Annotated in this window: 18 protein-coding genes, 1 other RNA gene and 1 riboswitch; of the genes, 12 read left to right on the forward strand and 7 right to left on the reverse strand. The window is 48.6% G+C overall.

Translation table 11 applies throughout. The annotated features are described in order from the left end of the window. Positions 1-309 precede the first annotated feature (309 nt). A complete protein-coding gene (locus NZD86_RS09415) occupies positions 310-1,518 on the forward strand; it encodes an MFS transporter (protein WP_268046261.1) in 1,209 nt (402 codons plus the stop codon). Positions 1,519-1,612: 94 nt separating this feature from the next. Here NZD86_RS09415 and NZD86_RS09420 read toward each other — a convergent pair whose 3' ends face one another. Further along, positions 1,613-1,906, reverse strand: coding sequence for a Dabb family protein (locus NZD86_RS09420; protein WP_268046262.1), 294 nt, complete (start codon positions 1,904-1,906; stop codon positions 1,613-1,615). Between the two features lie 267 nt (positions 1,907-2,173). Here NZD86_RS09420 and NZD86_RS09425 point away from each other — a divergent pair, with 267 nt between their 5' ends. After that, positions 2,174-3,007 carry a mechanosensitive ion channel family protein gene (locus tag NZD86_RS09425; protein WP_268046263.1) on the forward strand — a complete coding sequence of 278 codons (834 nt, stop codon included), beginning with the start codon at positions 2,174-2,176 and terminating at the stop codon, positions 3,005-3,007. Between the two features lie 55 nt (positions 3,008-3,062). Here NZD86_RS09425 and NZD86_RS09430 read toward each other — a convergent pair whose 3' ends face one another. Next, the gene (locus NZD86_RS09430) at positions 3,063-3,254 is read right to left on the reverse strand and encodes a hypothetical protein (protein ID WP_268046264.1); all 192 of its coding nucleotides are present in this window, start codon (positions 3,252-3,254) and stop codon (positions 3,063-3,065) included. Between the two features lie 139 nt (positions 3,255-3,393). Next, on the reverse strand, positions 3,394-5,484 hold the full coding sequence (locus NZD86_RS09435; RefSeq protein ID WP_268046265.1) for a peptidoglycan D,D-transpeptidase FtsI family protein: 2,091 nt from the start codon (positions 5,482-5,484) through the stop codon (positions 3,394-3,396). Positions 5,485-5,894: 410 nt separating this feature from the next. Beyond that, positions 5,895-5,979, forward strand: a riboswitch (cyclic di-GMP riboswitch). A gap of 106 nt (positions 5,980-6,085) precedes the next feature. On the opposite strand from NZD86_RS09435, the gene NZD86_RS09440 reads away from it, so the two are divergent. Continuing rightward, a complete protein-coding gene (locus tag NZD86_RS09440) occupies positions 6,086-6,307 on the forward strand; it encodes a hypothetical protein (protein WP_268046266.1) in 222 nt (73 codons plus the stop codon). A 287-nt stretch (positions 6,308-6,594) separates the two neighbouring features. On the opposite strand, the gene NZD86_RS09445 is transcribed toward NZD86_RS09440, so the two are convergent. Beyond that, positions 6,595-6,810, reverse strand: coding sequence for a hypothetical protein (locus NZD86_RS09445; protein ID WP_268046267.1), 216 nt, complete (start codon positions 6,808-6,810; stop codon positions 6,595-6,597). 262 nt (positions 6,811-7,072) lie between these two features. On the opposite strand from NZD86_RS09445, the gene NZD86_RS09450 reads away from it, so the two are divergent. The 4 genes from NZD86_RS09450 to NZD86_RS09465 all read left to right on the forward strand — a co-directional run bounded on the left by NZD86_RS09450 (position 7,073) and on the right by NZD86_RS09465 (position 9,415). Next, positions 7,073-7,282, forward strand: a complete 210-nt coding sequence (locus tag NZD86_RS09450) for a hypothetical protein (protein WP_268046268.1) — start codon at positions 7,073-7,075, stop codon at positions 7,280-7,282. Between the two features lie 105 nt (positions 7,283-7,387). Next, positions 7,388-7,579, forward strand: coding sequence for a hypothetical protein (locus NZD86_RS09455; protein ID WP_268046269.1), 192 nt, complete (start codon positions 7,388-7,390; stop codon positions 7,577-7,579). Between the two features lie 270 nt (positions 7,580-7,849). Further along, entirely contained in the window at positions 7,850-8,473 is a 624-nt protein-coding gene (locus tag NZD86_RS09460; protein ID WP_268046270.1) for an isochorismatase family protein, read from the forward strand. 84 nt (positions 8,474-8,557) lie between these two features. Beyond that, complete coding sequence (locus NZD86_RS09465; RefSeq protein WP_268046271.1) at positions 8,558-9,415, forward strand: prenyltransferase/squalene oxidase repeat-containing protein; 858 nt, start codon at positions 8,558-8,560, stop codon at positions 9,413-9,415. 103 nt (positions 9,416-9,518) lie between these two features. Here the strand turns inward: NZD86_RS09465 and NZD86_RS09470 are convergent, their stop codons facing one another. Next, on the reverse strand, positions 9,519-9,695 hold the full coding sequence (locus tag NZD86_RS09470; protein ID WP_268046272.1) for a hypothetical protein: 177 nt from the start codon (positions 9,693-9,695) through the stop codon (positions 9,519-9,521). Between the two features lie 138 nt (positions 9,696-9,833). Then, positions 9,834-10,011, reverse strand: a non-coding RNA gene (gene ssrS / locus NZD86_RS09475) — 6S RNA. A gap of 165 nt (positions 10,012-10,176) precedes the next feature. On the opposite strand from ssrS, the gene panD reads away from it, so the two are divergent. Continuing rightward, positions 10,177-10,587 (forward strand): aspartate 1-decarboxylase, encoded by a 411-nt coding sequence (panD, locus tag NZD86_RS09480; protein ID WP_268046273.1) that lies wholly within the window; start codon positions 10,177-10,179, stop codon positions 10,585-10,587. 101 nt (positions 10,588-10,688) lie between these two features. Then, the gene (locus tag NZD86_RS09485; RefSeq protein WP_268046274.1) at positions 10,689-11,513 is read left to right on the forward strand and encodes a hypothetical protein; all 825 of its coding nucleotides are present in this window, start codon (positions 10,689-10,691) and stop codon (positions 11,511-11,513) included. A 3-nt stretch (positions 11,514-11,516) separates the two neighbouring features. Here the strand turns inward: NZD86_RS09485 and NZD86_RS09490 are convergent, their stop codons facing one another. After that, positions 11,517-12,731 carry an MDR family MFS transporter gene (locus NZD86_RS09490; protein WP_268046275.1) on the reverse strand — a complete coding sequence of 405 codons (1,215 nt, stop codon included), beginning with the start codon at positions 12,729-12,731 and terminating at the stop codon, positions 11,517-11,519. Positions 12,732-13,207: 476 nt separating this feature from the next. Between NZD86_RS09490 and NZD86_RS09500 the strand changes: the two genes are divergently transcribed. From NZD86_RS09500 to NZD86_RS09510, 3 genes are all read left to right on the forward strand, one after another. After that, entirely contained in the window at positions 13,208-13,714 is a 507-nt protein-coding gene (locus tag NZD86_RS09500) for a MarR family winged helix-turn-helix transcriptional regulator (RefSeq protein WP_268046276.1), read from the forward strand. Continuing rightward, positions 13,711-15,321, forward strand: a complete 1,611-nt coding sequence (locus tag NZD86_RS09505; RefSeq protein ID WP_268046277.1) for an MDR family MFS transporter — start codon at positions 13,711-13,713, stop codon at positions 15,319-15,321. Before NZD86_RS09500 ends, NZD86_RS09505 begins: the two co-directional genes overlap by 4 nt. Positions 15,322-15,489: 168 nt before the next feature. Beyond that, positions 15,490-16,095, forward strand: coding sequence for a flavin reductase family protein (locus NZD86_RS09510; protein ID WP_268046278.1), 606 nt, complete (start codon positions 15,490-15,492; stop codon positions 16,093-16,095). Positions 16,096-16,130: the final 35 nt, after the last annotated feature.

The following is a 16,130-nucleotide window of genomic DNA, read 5'->3' on the forward strand; positions in this document are numbered from 1 at the left end:
TACATTTTAAAACAAAACGTTGGATAAAGTCAATAATTGTGGATAAAACTACGAGTTCTCCACAGAAATTCGCATGCCTACAAAATTTTGAGAAAATGCCTACACAAAAGAACCGAAATTCCGCGCCACTACGGGATTCCGGTTATCCACAAATGCTTATAAGTGGGTTGTAACTGTCGAACCCGAGGTGGAACGACATTTACAATTGACTTTCCACTCAAGCAAGAGCAGCAACTAGGAGAAACATCCCATGATTAGGAACAAAATGATTGCGATGCCAGGTGTTTTCATACATATTAAATACGGGTGATGAGTGACGTGAATAGACGTGTTGTATCCATCTTGGCATTTGGTCATTTTGTGAACGACTTCTTAATCAATGTGATCACGGCGATCCTTCCGCTACTGGTCGTTCATTTTGGGTTGTCTTATTCCCAGGTCGGCATCCTGACGATGGTTTCGAACGTGTCATCATCGTTAGTTCAGCCGATATTCGGATTTATTTCGGACAAGAAGGGAAAACCGTGGATCCTGGGGATGAGTGCCCTGTGTCTTTCAGCGGGGTTGCTCGGCGTCGCGTTTTCTCCGTCTTATATTTGGCTACTGCCAGCGGTTGTTTTGAACGGAATCGGTTCCGCTGCTTTTCATCCTGACGGAAGTCGAGCGGTGTATTTTGCGGCTGGCGACCGTCGGGGCTTAACACAATCCGTATTTCAAGTGGGCGGGAACCTTGGTCTGGCCGTCTCAGCACTTGCACTGTGGTTTCTCGGTAAGGTTGGGTTTGGCGGTCTGGCCTGGTTCATGGTCCCTGGTGTCCTGTCGGCAGCTCTTCTGTTTACGCTAATTAGATGGTTCGCGGATCGTCTTTCGGAGTACGGAGAAAGACGTGCGCAAGGCTCCGCATTGAGCGAGAGGCGCCCTTCCAGAATCGGCATGTCGTTGCTCGTTGTCATCGTCACGGTTCGCTCTTGGATCATGGCTGGGTTCATGACTTTTGTTCCTCTTTACATGATTCACCATTTTGGCGTCAAAGAGAGCGACGTGTGGGCGTATTCGTTCGTCTTTCTCTTATTCGGCGCCATTGGAACGGTTACAGGTGGACCCTTGGCGGACAGGTTTGGTCAGAGGAACGTCATTCGTTTATCGATGTTTATCTCTACACCGTTTACGGTCCTACTGCCATATTTGCCGAAACAATTCGTCTTTGTCGATCTAGCCATCGTTGGTTTTTGTCTGTTGTCCACTTTTGCGGTAACGGTTGTATACGGGCAGGAGATGATGCCTAGCAATATCGCCATGGTGTCCGGTCTCCTGATAGGCTTTGCGGGTGGAATCGCGGGTTTGGGGGTTATGATGATGGGATATGTGGCCGATGCGTATGGCTTGTACGTTGCACTGCAGTGGATCGGTTGGATCATGCCCATCGCGGCACTCTGTACGTTAAAACTCCCCATCGATCACATCCGACTGATGCAGCAGGTTGCAAAATCTCAAGTGACCCCCACATTAGCTAAATAGCCAGCGTATACTAGACATCTGGTTATGGACCGAGGGGCCATCTCAAAGGCAGAGATGGCCCCTTGTCGGTTTTCACTTGGGGACGCACCGAAGCTTACAACTCGAAGTCGACAACGATGATGTCTTTCCGGCCAATTTCCATCGTGAACGCCACGAATTCCTGATGCTTTGGGTGAGGCGTGTAGTTTGAAAGTGCACGTTTGTCCTCAAAGCGAACCGTCAGACCCACTTGGAATCCCTGGCTCCGATCCGAAAAGTTGCTCCCTGCGGCGAGATCGATAATTCCCTTAATGTCATCTCGGAGCGTGCGTGCTCTGCGTACGCACTCACTAATTTGTTCCTCTGTTGTTTCCGGACCAAACTTGAAAATCACCATATGTTCAACCATCTTATGCCCTCCTCTGTCCTACTCCGTCAAGTGTAGCACGAAGAATCGGAATGCTACATTCTCGATTGGTCCGTTGTGGTCTTGTCTATCCTCTGCCATATTACAGGCTCGTGATGGGTTATGGTAAGGATTTGGCGATACTGACCTTCGGGGCCTCTTGGCGTGTACAGGACATCGGGGATGGGAAGCAGTGAATGAACAAAATCAGTTATACATTGGTCTTTACTGACGGGAGTAGCGAATTCAGGGGAGAAGGAAGGAACCATCATGGAACGTTTGAACGAGAATGATGAAACCATCACGAACCCGTGGCGAAGGTTCACGCTGATTTTCTTACTACTCGTTGCATTGGCGACGATTTTCAACGTATACCACGATTCCGATCTGCTCAATTCCCTGTCCGCAAGCGAACACATGTGGGTGAATTGGGGACTGTCAGTCTTGTGGTTTTTGATAGGCATTCTACTCATTCGCCACCTGTCGCGTGTCATTACCTATCTAGCGGGGCGACAGGGGAAGTATGACGCTCGTGTTACGATGTTGGCCAACAGGTCGCTCAGTGCAGTGGGATACCTGTTCGTTTTGGTCGTTGGTCTCCATTTACTTCATGTGAAGGTGGGCAGTATCCTGGTCGGTGGCGCAGTGACAGGTGTCATCGTCGGTATCGGTGCACAATCGACACTGTCCAATTTTTTCGCTGGACTAATCTTATTTACGCTACGGCCATTCTCTGTTGGCCAGACCATCATGGCACGCACATACCTATTTGGGGGAATTGAGTACAGTGGCGTCGTTCACGATATCAACTGGTATCACACCGTGTTGACGGATGGCGTGCAGAAACGGATTATCCCAAATTCATCCATGATCATCTCCGCCATCACCATTGTGTCAGAAACCAATACGCAAATTCACTCTATTCCCTTGCCGTACACAGTGCCGATGCATGAATTTGAAGAAGAAATACGGACGGCTTCACAGGACCAGGCTACAGTCGTATTGCGCGAATTCGGTGAGAAGACGTACACAGTGGAATTGAAAATGCCGGTGGGAATCGACGCGGATGTGATACGGACTGTGATCGCAAAGCATTGCTCATAACTGCAAAAAATCCGGACAGCGACGTGCGTGTCCGGATAATACAATGGGCCTTGTGTCACCGATATGCCGGTGAATCTGTGTCGAACCGTTCTTGGTCGCATGGTGTGAGTGGACCTTCGTCCGAATTTACCGGTTCCCGCTCGTCTAGCGGGAAACTTTCTTCCGCAGGCATGGCCTCAACCATCTGCATTCCCGCAATGTCATGTTCACTAAAGATTGGCCTGTCAGTTCCTGAACCCCGGCTCATAAAATAACCTCCGTTCCATACATTTCAAAGGTAGTATGGACATAAACTGAAGGGATATACTCAAAGCTCTGCCAGGTCGTGAAGATTGTCTTCTCTGAATGCCGACAATGAATGGACGCTTCGCCTGCCAAACGAAGCCTCAGGGCAGTGTGTTGGCAGGCGACTTGTACCAGTTTGCTGGGATCTGTGTGTTCGTCCAATCCTTTTTCGGCATAAACGAAGCATGGTGTTCATTGAAATATGCGTCAAGCATTTGATGCGCAATTACACCCGCGAGAGACGCACCGTAACCACCGCCAGGAATCATTACGGCCATAGCAACCTGCGGATTATCTAGTGGAGCATAGCAGATGAACACGGAGTTGTCCGTTTGATGACCGTGAATGGAGATTTGGGCTGTACCAGTTTTCGCAGCGACCTTGTAGTTTTCGCCAGAAAATAAGGTGTTTGCTGTCGCGTCAGCTCCGCCAGTCGTTACGTCATACATCGCTTGTTTAATGAGATTATAATATTGTTTCGATCCGCCAACTTGCCCCGTGACTTTTGTCTGATAGGTTGAAAGAGGCTTCGCACCATTCGCAGGCGTATCGTTGGCGCTAAACACGTTGTCGAGTAAATGCGGTTGTAGTCTTGTTCCGTTATTTGCCAGAGTCATGGCGTAGGTTGCCAATTGTATCGTGGTAAATGCTTGGGATTGACCAATGCCGGCCATCGCTAAGCTGGCTGGAGTGCCGTTATTCGGGTATTCCCCGGTCTTCTTAATGGATGCTTCGCTTTTGTGAAGGTCATACGGCTGAGGTGTAAAGTTTTTGGTGGAATCCATCACCTCGAACCCTCCCGATGATTCGTACGGCAGATCGATTCCGGTCTTTGTTCCTAATCCGAAGTCCTCTTCACCTTGAAATAGGGCATTTAAACCTTTTGCAAAGTCGGTATTTAAATAGTGTTGATAACTACCATCGCTGGCTGGGTACCAGCCACCACTTGTTGTACTGCTTCCGTACCACTTCCCGAGTCGTAGTCCGACTTCGTAGAAATACACGTCACTCGAAACAGCGATGGCTCGCACTGGATCGATTGGCCCGAATACCATACCCATATCTTCGTTTTTACGAGTTTTCCCAATGTAAATGTATCCTTCATCATCTACCGTGTAGTTTGGCGTCACGGCGCCTAGTTTCAGTGCCGTCAACAGGTTTGCCGGTTTTACCGTCGAACCTGGATTTTGTGCGTCTTGAGTAGCAAAGTTGTTTTGCGCACCCGAGTTGACTAAATAGTTAACCTGTGCCGCTGTCCTGGGCTTTCCATTGGTAAACCAGTTCGGGTCAAGATATGGGTAACTGACCATGGATAGTACACCGCCGTTTTTAACATCCAGCATGACGGCGGATGCGTTGCTAATGAGACTCTTGTTTGGTGATTTGTTGATCTGATCTTGAATGATGGTCTGAGCTTCCGCCTGTAGATGTCCGTCGAGCGTCAATTGGATGTTATCGCCCGGGATAGGCGCCGGTATCATTCCGACGGTTTGGACTGTATTGTTAGAGCGATCCACTGCGACAGCTTCGTTTCCAGCTTTCCCCTGTAGAATTGGCTCGTATTGATACTCGAGGCCGCTCTTGCCTACCTTTTGGCTGTCAATGTATTTCGGGTATTTGTTATTCTTCACATCATCGGCCGTTATGCTTCCCACATAGCCGAGCACTTGTCCGGCGAGATCGCCTTGGGGATACTGACGTTGGTACACTTGATTGATTTGAACGTTAGGCAAATCCTGTTGGTGTTCAGCGATAAATGCAATCTGACTAGTCGTCGCATCTGTCGCAAGGGGGATTTGTAAGTCGTTTTTGTCCGTTGTCATTTTCCCGTATAGTTTATCTGGCGTTGTGTTTAATACGGGTGCTAGTTCGTTTGCCACCTGATGGTACTGTGAGTCAGTCATGGTTACCAAATTATTTAGTACGATGTTATCCGAAGGTCGATCCCACGCGAGGACTTGTCCGTTAGCGTCATAAATCCAGCCACGCTCAGGCGTAACAGCGATCTTCACAAATTGTGTGTTCACTTCTTTGTTTCGCATGGTCGCGCCATGTGCCACTTGAAGATACGCTTCGCGAAGGATGAGTCCTGTGAACGACAAAAACGCAATCGTGTAGATTGTATTGATCCTAAGCCGTTTACTCGGAGCTTTCTTCGGATTTTTATCTCTTCGTTTTTTCAGCTTGTTCATCGAATTATACCTCTTGTGTAGTAGGATAGTGAAAGTAGGGTCGGGCATTATGTCGTTGAAGTTATTATACCTACTGTAAACTTACAGTGAATGACCTTTGTATGAAGTATAAACAACCTTTTGGAAACCGTTAAAAAAGTTGTTCCCTTTTAGGACGCAATCGCAGGAGGTACAAATTTCTTGTAACCGACGACTTCTGTGCGTCCCATATGTATTGTATCGGTTTCCGGTAGGGTGTGTGGGTAGAATCGTCTGGAAAATACGGGAACAAATCATTATCCTGTTCTTTAACAACTGCTTGATGGCTAACAGACTAACGCTTGTTTCTTTTTATTCATCATTATAGAACGTGCTTTGGATTGTGGCATGTACGACGTGAATCGTGTAGAATAACATCGAATTTTCTTAACAACCAACATGGGCAAACACATCGAAAGGTGTGGACGCAAAGCTACGGATCTAAGGGCCATGGTCTAGGATCGCCGGGTTGCATCGTCAGCGAGCGCGGAAACCCGAGGCTCGTTATTTTTATCTTGCTCCCAATTCAACTCACAGCCGGCTCCGTACCACGTTGAAACCGTTGCGAGGTGAAAACGATAAGATGCTAAAGAACTGTAGAACATGTCACTCACTGTTTACCAGTTCCAAGTATGACATTTGTCCTTCATGCGTAGAAGCAGAGAAACAACTTGTTGTTGAAATTAAAACATATATCAAAAAGCACAGACAAGCTACGACACTGGAGATTGCCCGTGACGTAGGAGTAGACGTGACAACGTTGTTAGCTATGGTTCGAGACGGTCGTTTGAAGATGATGGGGTAACGAATGCGCGACAGTTCCGAGGATTCAACTGCGCACGTTAGTCTAGGTGACAAAATCAGTGGTGGTTGTCCGGGAAGCTCACGGAAGAGTTTCGCGACGACGACTTAACTACCCCATCGTTTTTACTCGAAATATGATCTCGTCTGGTCTGCAGAGCGACCAGCGTCGCTACAGAGCCCAAGAACTGAATCACAAGTTCATTCGCTCGCTTACCATATCTCACCATGAAATTTCTATCACGAGCGATGGTATTCAGGTTATTACCCTAGGGTACTACTATGCTATTGTTAGGCTGCGCGCCTCATTAATGCTCGACGATGTGTGATCCACGCTTTACTCACCAGTCGCATTGCCAATTGGTCATCCTTAACTGTTTCTAGTATGGCGCTCCCAAATGTCTTGAAAAACTCTAACTGGGTCATAGCCAAAGCTCCACCTTTCGCTCCGTTCTCTACATTGCCATCATAACCGAACATGTGTTCGTATTCAATATATCTGTGCATCGTATTTATATTTTTACGCTTGCCGAGATATACTCAAAACCTCAAACGAAGATATCACCAACAGGTGAACGCTGAACGCTGAACGCGTTCATGTTTTGAGCCATCTGTTTCCGTGAATTTCTATTTCTATGTCTAAATCAAGAAATATATTCAAACGTTATTCAACAAGCGTAGGACCATAGCTCAAAGAGGGTACCTAATATGTTAGTGATAGATATAATGACCCTGATGCGGGTATTTGAGTGGATCGGGAGTGGGCAACTTGTTGTATATTGGTGGTATTATTGGAATCATTCTTGTGGCTTTCGCTGGTTCGGCACTTCTCTATGGAAATGTGCTTGTCGATAGGTTCTCGGAGCACGAGGAAGAATCCATGAATGGTCAAACGTCGGTGTCTCGGAAGGGCTCCACAAGGTACGTTGTCGTGTCTTCTGACGTCGAGCCAAAAGGTGTTCATACTGACGCTGTCTGAGCAATGCGGCCGCCTGATGCGGCTTGTTTCTTTGAATTTAAATCTATGTGAACCAAACATGCGTTGAAACTAGTCATTTCTCCAAATGGTATCGGAGGCTAGGCTATGCGCAATCAAGCAGAGTGGTATTTACTCCATCGAATAGAATTCCTCCAAAACCGACTGGATAAATTGCGTCGGGGACTCAGTAAGGAACCAAGTAAAGTAGATTTTGAGGACCTGAGAGAGTTTCTTGAGACACGAGGACGGGTCAAGGAACTGGAAAACATTTTAGAACATCTTTCAGACTGGCAATAACCGTTCGGTTTCTCACTGGTCTTTAGGCTGCAGCTGGCGGGCGCAGGATTACAGTTGGACGCTCGATAAACAGACGTTTCAAAGTGGTAAGCCAATCGATATTGTTTACCGTTTCCTAGGATTCTGTATCCTGAGGGTTGGATTCTTGGTGCTGTTGGCACGAGTCCAATCCTTTTTTGATCTTTACATGGACCACACATTCCTGGGATAGTAATAGCGACGGTTTGGTTATCTGAATAGAAAGTGATTTCAGTTGGAGGTGCATCGCGAGTGCATGTGGGAGCTCGACCTGATATCCCGTGGGAGATTGATGTGACGAAAACGGCTTTAATCGTGATCGATATGCAAAATGATTTTGTTCGAGAAGGAGCCATTATGGAAGTTCCCATGGCTCGCGAGTTTCTACCGAATATGAAGCGAATTGTGGAGACCTGCAGGAAGCGAGGAATACCCGTTATTTACACGTCACATGTGCTCTATGACGACTATGATGTTTCTCCATTGGAGGTCGCGTACAACCCCAAACTGCAGCGAAATGGGATGCGCAGTGGGACGCCCGGCATCGACATTGTAGAGGAACTCAAACCATTGCCCCATGAAATGATCATCTATAAACATCGATACGATGCGTTTTACAATACAAATCTCGAGACAGTCTTGCGGAACATCCGAGGATTTCACGGGGTTGATACGGTAATTATCACAGGCACTGTCACCAACGTATGTTGTGAAAGCACGGCTCGGAGTGCGTTTATGCGCGACTTTAAGGTCGTTTTTGTGAGTGATGCCAATGGTGGACTGGATGAATCATCTCATCGTGCAACACTCAGTACGATTAAAAGTGTATTTGGACGTGTAATGCCTACGGATGAATTGATTGCTGAATTTGGGTGAAGGCGTGATCATACCCGACTAGTGAGTGACGATGAGGTCGCCCAGATCCAGCGAGAGCTGTCTGATGATTAAGAAAAAAGGGAGGTGAACGCACTGGCTGACTTGCAGGCGGCGTTCAAATTCATTGAGCAACACGGCAGTGCGATAGAGAAATGCCGATTGAGTGTTCTGTTGGGAAACAGGTTACCTGAGTCAGATGTAGCCATCCATGAACTCGTTCGTTTACAGCGTGAGGATGGCGGTTGTGCCCCTTTTTGGGCGGCGGATACCAGCTCGGTTGACGCGACGTGCTACTGGCTCGCACAATGTGAACAACTTGGAGTTGCCGGTAACGAGGCATGTATTCAGCGAGCACTCGAATTTCTTTCAGCGAATCAACGCTCATCCGGGCTCATTGAAGAGGATGATACGCTGGTTAATGTCGCTCCTCCTTGGGCGCGGCCCGGGGATTTAGAGGCACAACTCTATCTGACAGCAAACGCAGGTTTTTGGCTTTGTCATTTCGATCACGACAGTGATAGAGCCGCACTAGCCTGTCACTTTCTCCGCACGAAAGTAAATGGAAGCGGATTTTTACCGACATTTTTACATGCGAACTGGTTGGCTGCTGGTTTGTTCTTTAGGGTGGGAGAGCTTACTGCCGCTGACGGTCTGTTTGTCTATTTACAACGTCAGCTTGCGACGCTTGAGCCAAGTCAACTAGCATGGTTGTTGACAACCCTTTGCGTCGCTGGCGTATCTTCGCAACACGTCCTTGTTCTAGATGGTCTGCGGAAATTGAGCGGGATGCAGCTCGCGGACGGGCGATGGGCAAGTGAAGACGGTGAGTGGCAAGATGTTCACACAACGCTCGAAGTAATTCGGGCAACTTTGTGGGTTACTTCGCCAAGTGAGCAGTCAAGTGAACAAGATTTTGTTCAAAGAAGGTCGCTTGGGCGCTGATCACAAGTTACGACACGGCGCTATCGGTTTCGATCCCGCCGCGAAAAGAGGCTGTCCAAAAAGGGAGCGATCTTTTTGGACAGCCTCTCTTGTGCCTGATACGCTATTCCGTGGCCTTGGCCACTGCGTGTTCCCAAGAGGGGAAGTAATACAGTGCTTGGCGCAAAATCTCAGGGTAATGTTTCTTTACGTGCTTCTTGCTCAAAATTCCCCCACTTTGGATATACAGTTGCTTAATCTCGTTCAAAACAACATCCGGACTATCAAGCGGTTGTTCCATTCTATCAACCTTCCTTCCAGTGGATGAGATCATTCTTTCCTATTGGAATGAAGTTCATAACGTTTTCCACAAGAATGAAGATGTTGATTGGCCGGATCATAAAAACGGCATCCTGAAAGGATGCCGTTCACTCTTATGTATAGCCCCGTTCTGCCGTGAAGCAAAAGGTTTTGAACCTGCTCTCACAGGTGGGTATCCTAACGTACTCTTCGCAAGTCCACTCATAGGAGGCTTTTGTTCTAAATACGGCCTCGGATTCCCGATACATCATACATAGATTAAAACCAAAAATGCTTCACCAACGTCACAGGAAACTGTATTGAGAGTGTATCACCTTCACTTTGTCGAATCAACGGCATAATTTTTCCAGGCTTCCACGATCGCGGACATGCATATCAGCGAAACTGCATTCATACGATCTAGTCTGTGCATGAAGATGTTCTGTCCGATGGTCTGACTTATCGTGGAAGGGGAATGGACATTGCTTCGGAAGGTTTGTAAAGGGAAGTTACATCGCCTACACGTTACACAAGCGGACCTAAACTATATGGGGAGTATTACACTGGACGCCGCTCTTATGCATGCGACGGATATTCGTCCCCACGAAATGGTCCAGATCACGAATTTGGAAAACGGTGTGCTCTGGCAGACGTACGCGATTCCAGGCGCCGAAGGGAGTGGAGTCGTATGTTTGAATGGGCCTCCTGCTCGCCACTTCCAGCCAGGTGATACCATTATCGTCTTGTCACTGGGATGGATGGACGAGGCGGAATGGGAATCCCTCAGACCGAACGTTGTATTTGTTAATGAGATGAATCAGATTACGAACGTCGTAACTGAGAATCCATATGAAGTTTGGAATGAACTGCGGGACAACACAGGCCGTTCATGATGGAGAGAGCCTTTGGAGATTTAGAAGGACACGGATTCGCCGCGTCCTTCTTTGCAGTGATTGATGGACAACCATAGGCACATGGAGCTGGAGGTGCTGTAATGGGCACAGCGGTCATTGTCGGTTTGCTCGGGTTGTTTCGCATCGCGACACTGACAGCGGAACGAGTCGCAATTCATGGACTAGGGAAGGCCAGGCAAGGGTCCTTGGCAACAATGGGGATCGGCTTTGGCGGTGCCGCAGTTGTTCTGTGGCTGGTAGCCTGGTGGCAAGGCCAGGTGATTTGGGTCCCGTCGACGATGTGGACAGGCGTCGTGTACGCTGTGGCGTTTGGGTTTTATACGGCATCCTTGACGCAAGGGTCTGTCAGTGCTGTCAGTCCATGGACCAATGCAACTGTCGTCATATTGTGGTTGATTCATCCGTTTGGAAGTCTTTTGTCTTGGTCAGGCCTTGGGCTATTTGCACTGGGCGCATGGTTCTTAACTGTCCGCAGAATCAGTCGGGCCGTCCTTTGGATGCTCATCAGCGACGTTCTTCTCGCCGTCGCCCGCTTCATTGACGTGACAAACGCCGACCAGCCTCCCCTCGCTTACGCCGCTAGCTTATTCACCTGCATCGGATTGTGGATGCTCGTACCCATCGTTCTGTTTGGAGAAATTCCATCTTTAGCTCGATTATTTTTTCTTCGTCCTGGCTGGAGTGTCACGGCCGCATGTACCAATGCAGCAGCGTACGTGGCCCTATTTGGAATGCTGAAGTTTGTGCATCCAGCCGTGATTGAGGCTATTTCGGCATTGGCCAGCGTAGCCGCGACTTTGGTCGGTATTGTATTTCTAAAAGAGGCACAGGGGAGACGCAAAATCTTGGCATCTACCCTGATGACGTTCGGGACTGTGTTACTCCTGTTGGACCTCAAAACATGACCTCTAGGCGTCCGGGTTCCAACGTCTGCTGTTGGTTTCGGCATTGTGGCGGTAGGATAATCGATAAAATGGAATCGATGCGAGGACGGTTAGACCGACGATGAGAAACAGGATCGTACCACCGAATCTATGGAGCAGAATGCCCCCGAGCCATGGGCCCAGAAACAACCCCAAATTGGCTAAGGAGTTTGCACCGAAATAAGCCCCCCTCATTTGGTTTTTCGAAAGGGAGGAGACATATTCTCCAATTCGCGGTGCCCCCATGACTTCACCCACAATCAAGACTACAGTGGTTAGTAGCAAGGCGGTCAGCGATCTCGACAAACCCAGACATATAAAGCTAATGCAGTACAGCGTTTGCGAGATGGTGAACGTTCGTGCGATTGACCATCTGCTGGAGAAGCGGTTGACGATGAATTGGAGAACGACGACTTCAAATCCTGTGGTGGCGAAAACGATGGAGAAATTTTTCGCTGCGCCTGTCGCCCCAAAGAGTGATTGCATGAACTGAGGTAACGTCGTGTCAAACTGCGAATAGTCGAGGCTCGTGATGGTTGAGGCCACAATGAAGTACAAAAGTGCCTTGTCCATGCCGATGACGCGTAGCGATGTGGTGAAACCGGCGTGATCGCGCTGATCTTTCTGAGGTTTCGACTCGGGAAACCGAATGATAATGACGATGGCGTACAGCGCGCTTACAGCAGCTGCGATGTAGAACGTCACACCCGTGGCAACGGTTCCGAAATAACCACCCAAGACAGGACCGACTGACGCGCCAATATTCACAATCCAGTAGTCCATGGCAAAGACGGATGCACGCTTATCTTTCTCGATCACGTCCGTCATCATCGCCTGCGACGCGGGTTCGAATAAAGCTCTCGACATGCCTGTGAGGACACTGATCAGGAAGAACACGGCGATGGTACGCGCGGTCGCAAAGGCACACATGGCAATCGCGTTGATAATCATCGCCGCGACCATGAGGCCACGTCTGCCGAATCGATCCGATAGCGTTCCGCCAACGAAACTGAAGAGTGTCGCGCAAAGGGGACTCATCCCGATAGCGAGACCAATAACACTGGGGCTTGCGTGAGTATGTGTGGACATGAAGAGGGCCATAAACGGCATTGTCATGAACTGCGTAATTCGTGTAACTCCTGTTGCCGTTAGCATCCACCAGATGACTGGTGGAAAGTCGTATTGCATCGTGTGTTTCATTTGCAACATAGCCCCTCTTGGTGCGAATCATGTCTGTTCTCTCTACCTTGGAATCTTACCAGACTGAAGAAAAGGAGAAACAATTTTCTCTTTTGTAAATGTCACACAGACGATATGATTGGGGAACAAGGTAGGGAAGCGGTGAATAAAGACATGCCAAAATCGTATCACTGTTGTGCGACGTGCCAGCATTTTCGAATACAGCGGACGGGCGGGCGGATCGACATGCGATGCAGTCGGCTTGGTTATGAAACGAAGACACATTATCAATTTCGATGCTGGGATCCGCGTGCCGATATTCGACGGAAAATGAATCTTGCAGAAGAAAGATCTCAGGATAGATAACTAAAGCATGATCGGCACAGGAATTCCTGATTTCACATTCCGTTCAACTTTGTTGACGCAGATGTAATTGACAGGTTTGTGCTATCGTTATATTGTTTAATCGTTTAATGGATGAAATATAAAACTGTTTAATGGTTGTACGGGAGGCGAGAGAACTGCAATGGACACACCCTTTTGTACGGCGGTTTGATGCATCGCTTCACGTGCTGTTGAATCACTTTGGACCTAAGGCATTACAACACGCACCCATCGGGCTGACGCCCGGGCAATTGTTCATGCTCTATAGCATCAAGAAGGAAGGTCACGCCATGGTGTCGCAACTCGCAAGACGCATGGAGGTGACGTCGAGTGCCATCACAGTCATGCTCGACAGACTTGAACAGCGGGGCTTGGTCAAACGAATGCGAGACGTGGAAGACAGGCGTGCAGTATACGTGGAACTGACAGAACGGGGAGACGCGGCGATTGAAGAGGTAATGGAAGTTCGTCACCGCGTCATTGCGCAAACGCTCTCGGAGCTTCCGGACCAAGAGATTGAATCGTTTATTACGATATTGGAACGCCTGGCGAAAGTCTCCGAAACGGTCGACTTAAAGTCAGCGATTGCCAGTAAGAATCAGATGGAGGAATGGCCATGAGTGTCTCCCAGACACAAATACAGGTGCCAGAGAAAGAAATAGCCGGCACGAAACGCAAACTGCTTATCACAGGGTTAATTATCGCAATGTTGTTTGGTGCACTTGATCAGACCATTGTTGGAACGGCAATGCCTCGTATCGTTGGAGAGCTAGGCGGCCTATCCCTCATGACATGGTTGACGACGGCCTATATGCTGACGTCGACGACGGTTGTTCCAATCGCCGGCAAACTGGCAGACTTGCTCGGTCGGAAAGCTGTATATGTAACGGGTATCGTCGTCTTTATGATTGGCTCTGTGCTCTGTGGACTCGCTCAGAACATGACTGAATTGATTTGGTTTCGAGGTTTTCAAGGTATTGGCGGCGGGATCATGATGCCAATGGCCATGATCATCATCGGTGACCTATTTACCGGTAAACAACGCGGAAAGTGGCAAGGGGTATTTGGTGCCATATTCGGGCTGGCCTCTATCCTCGGTCCCCAACTGGGTGGTTGGATTGTCGATGCATCCAGTTGGCGCTGGGTTTTCTACATTAACTTGCCAGTGGCCTTGTTGGCTGTCATCTTCATTTCCCTAGGGCTGTACGGCCGAACTGCTCATACTAAAGTCAAGTTCGATGTGGGTGGTATCATTACGATGATTGTGGGCGTCGTGAGCATTCTTTTGGGACTTACGTTTGGTGGCAAGAACTACGCGTGGACTTCCTGGCAAATCCTCGGTTTGTTTGGGCTTGCCCTGGTTGCCCTCGTGGGCTTTACAATCATTGAACTTCGGGTTGAGGAGCCAATTTTACCTGTTCGCTTGTTCAAGAGCCGAGCGTTTACGACCATCAATGGCATTGGGTTCTTGATGAGCGTCGGCATGTTCGGATCCATCATGTTTGTTCCGTTGTTTATGCAAGGCATTATTGGCATTAGCCCCGCGTCGTCCGGAACAGCGATGACACCGATGATGGTCACCATGATGCTCTTCAGTATTGTCGGTGGTCAGATGGTGACGAAAATCGGTGTGCGGTTGCAAATGGCCATTGGTATGCTCGTCATGGCTGCCAGTTTCTATTTGTTGTCCACAATGACGGTCGATACGTCAGAATTTACGATTTCTGCATACATGGTTATCTTGGGTATTGGTATGGGCCTTGTGTTTCCCATCCTCACCATCGCCTTGCAAGAGAGCTTTCCCAAAAGTGAACTGGGTGTTGTGACGTCGTCCAGCCAGTTCTTTCGGCAAATTGGCGGCACATTTGGCATGACCATCCTTGGGGCGGTTTTGAACGCACGATCAAGCCATCTCCTGTCCAGTCAGTTCGCCGCGATGCAGCAACAACAAGGTGCGGCGAACCCCATGCTGACGCAAATGAGTGACATGGAAAAGCACAATGCACAGGGATTGTATTCGTCACTCTTGAATCCTACGTCGCTCAGCAAGTTACCGGCTGTCGTGAAGGGTCATCTTGTTCCAGTTTTGAAATCCTCCTTGGTCACATCGCTTCACAGCGTGTTCCTTTTTGGTTTGCTGTTTGTATTACTTGGAACGCTGTTGACGTTATTTATGGGCAAAATCCAAATCTCAGATAGGAAAAAAATGCAGCAGCCAGCAGAGTGAAATAGATGCAATGATACGATAGACGGTAAACCGGCTCCGTGGGGCCGGTTGATCGTTGTCGTCGCAATCGCTCGTCGACTCTGAGTCTCTGGTTGGTCGATTTGCTTTGGCGGGATCGTGCTCTCTGTTGTATCGTTAAAGGAAATAGTGGAATGGAGAGGAATTCCGATGCTGTCACTCATGCCTGAACAGATGACCGAACGAGATAACTACAAGTTTCTCATTGGAAGCATTATTCCACGCCCCGTGGCGTTTGTCACGACATTGTCGGAAACCGGTACACTCAATGCCGCACCATTTAGTTACTTTAATGTCGTGACGGCAAATCCACCGCTCATCTCTGTCTCGGTGCAGCGAGTAAATGGCGTACCTAAAGACACGGCCCGTAACGCTATGGCCCAAAAGGCATTTGTCGTACACGTATGTGATGAGACAAATGTGGAAGCTATCAACCAAACGTCCGCAACGTTACCGGCCTCCGAGAGTGAAGTCGAATTTGCTCATTTGACTCCTGTGGACAGTCTCAAAATTCCCGTACCTGGCGTGATGGAAGCAAAGATTCGCATGGAGTGTACGTTGGAAACCGTCGTTCAACTCGGCGGTACGCCCCCTAGTTGCGATCTTTTGATCGGTCGCGTGGTGGCGTATCACATTGATGATGCATTGTACAATAATGGCCGGATCGATCCAGTCAAATTACAACCGATTGCCCGCTTAGCCGGCAACGACTACGCACGTTTAGGTGACATTTTTACGCTCGCTCGCCCGAAATAGGGGTGAGCGGGTGTCTGGAAGTTTCCTGCTATACA

The sequence above is a fragment of the Alicyclobacillus dauci genome (assembly GCF_026651605.1).
Taxonomy (GTDB): domain Bacteria; phylum Bacillota; class Bacilli; order Alicyclobacillales; family Alicyclobacillaceae; genus Alicyclobacillus; species Alicyclobacillus dauci.

Excerpts from the sequence above, each read along its gene's own strand:
- NZD86_RS09435 (WP_268046265.1), bottom strand. The coding sequence starts at position 5,484 with ATGAACAAGCTGAAAAAACGAAGAGATAAAAATCCGAAGAAAGCTCCG.
- NZD86_RS09505 (WP_268046277.1), top strand. The coding sequence starts at position 13,711 with ATGAGTGTCTCCCAGACACAAATACAGGTGCCAGAGAAAGAAATAGCC.
- NZD86_RS09490 (WP_268046275.1), bottom strand. The coding sequence starts at position 12,731 with ATGAAACACACGATGCAATACGACTTTCCACCAGTCATCTGGTGGATG.
- NZD86_RS09430 (WP_268046264.1), bottom strand. The coding sequence starts at position 3,254 with ATGAGCCGGGGTTCAGGAACTGACAGGCCAATCTTTAGTGAACATGAC.
- NZD86_RS09510 (WP_268046278.1), top strand. The coding sequence starts at position 15,490 with ATGCTGTCACTCATGCCTGAACAGATGACCGAACGAGATAACTACAAG.
- NZD86_RS09500 (WP_268046276.1), top strand. The coding sequence starts at position 13,208 with ATGGTTGTACGGGAGGCGAGAGAACTGCAATGGACACACCCTTTTGTA.
- NZD86_RS09455 (WP_268046269.1), top strand. The coding sequence starts at position 7,388 with ATGCGCAATCAAGCAGAGTGGTATTTACTCCATCGAATAGAATTCCTC.
- NZD86_RS09485 (WP_268046274.1), top strand. The coding sequence starts at position 10,689 with ATGGGCACAGCGGTCATTGTCGGTTTGCTCGGGTTGTTTCGCATCGCG.
- NZD86_RS09415 (WP_268046261.1), top strand. The coding sequence starts at position 310 with ATGAGTGACGTGAATAGACGTGTTGTATCCATCTTGGCATTTGGTCAT.
- NZD86_RS09440 (WP_268046266.1), top strand. The coding sequence starts at position 6,086 with ATGCTAAAGAACTGTAGAACATGTCACTCACTGTTTACCAGTTCCAAG.
- NZD86_RS09445 (WP_268046267.1), bottom strand. The coding sequence starts at position 6,810 with ATGCACAGATATATTGAATACGAACACATGTTCGGTTATGATGGCAAT.
- NZD86_RS09470 (WP_268046272.1), bottom strand. The coding sequence starts at position 9,695 with ATGGAACAACCGCTTGATAGTCCGGATGTTGTTTTGAACGAGATTAAG.
- NZD86_RS09420 (WP_268046262.1), bottom strand. The coding sequence starts at position 1,906 with ATGGTTGAACATATGGTGATTTTCAAGTTTGGTCCGGAAACAACAGAG.
- NZD86_RS09425 (WP_268046263.1), top strand. The coding sequence starts at position 2,174 with ATGGAACGTTTGAACGAGAATGATGAAACCATCACGAACCCGTGGCGA.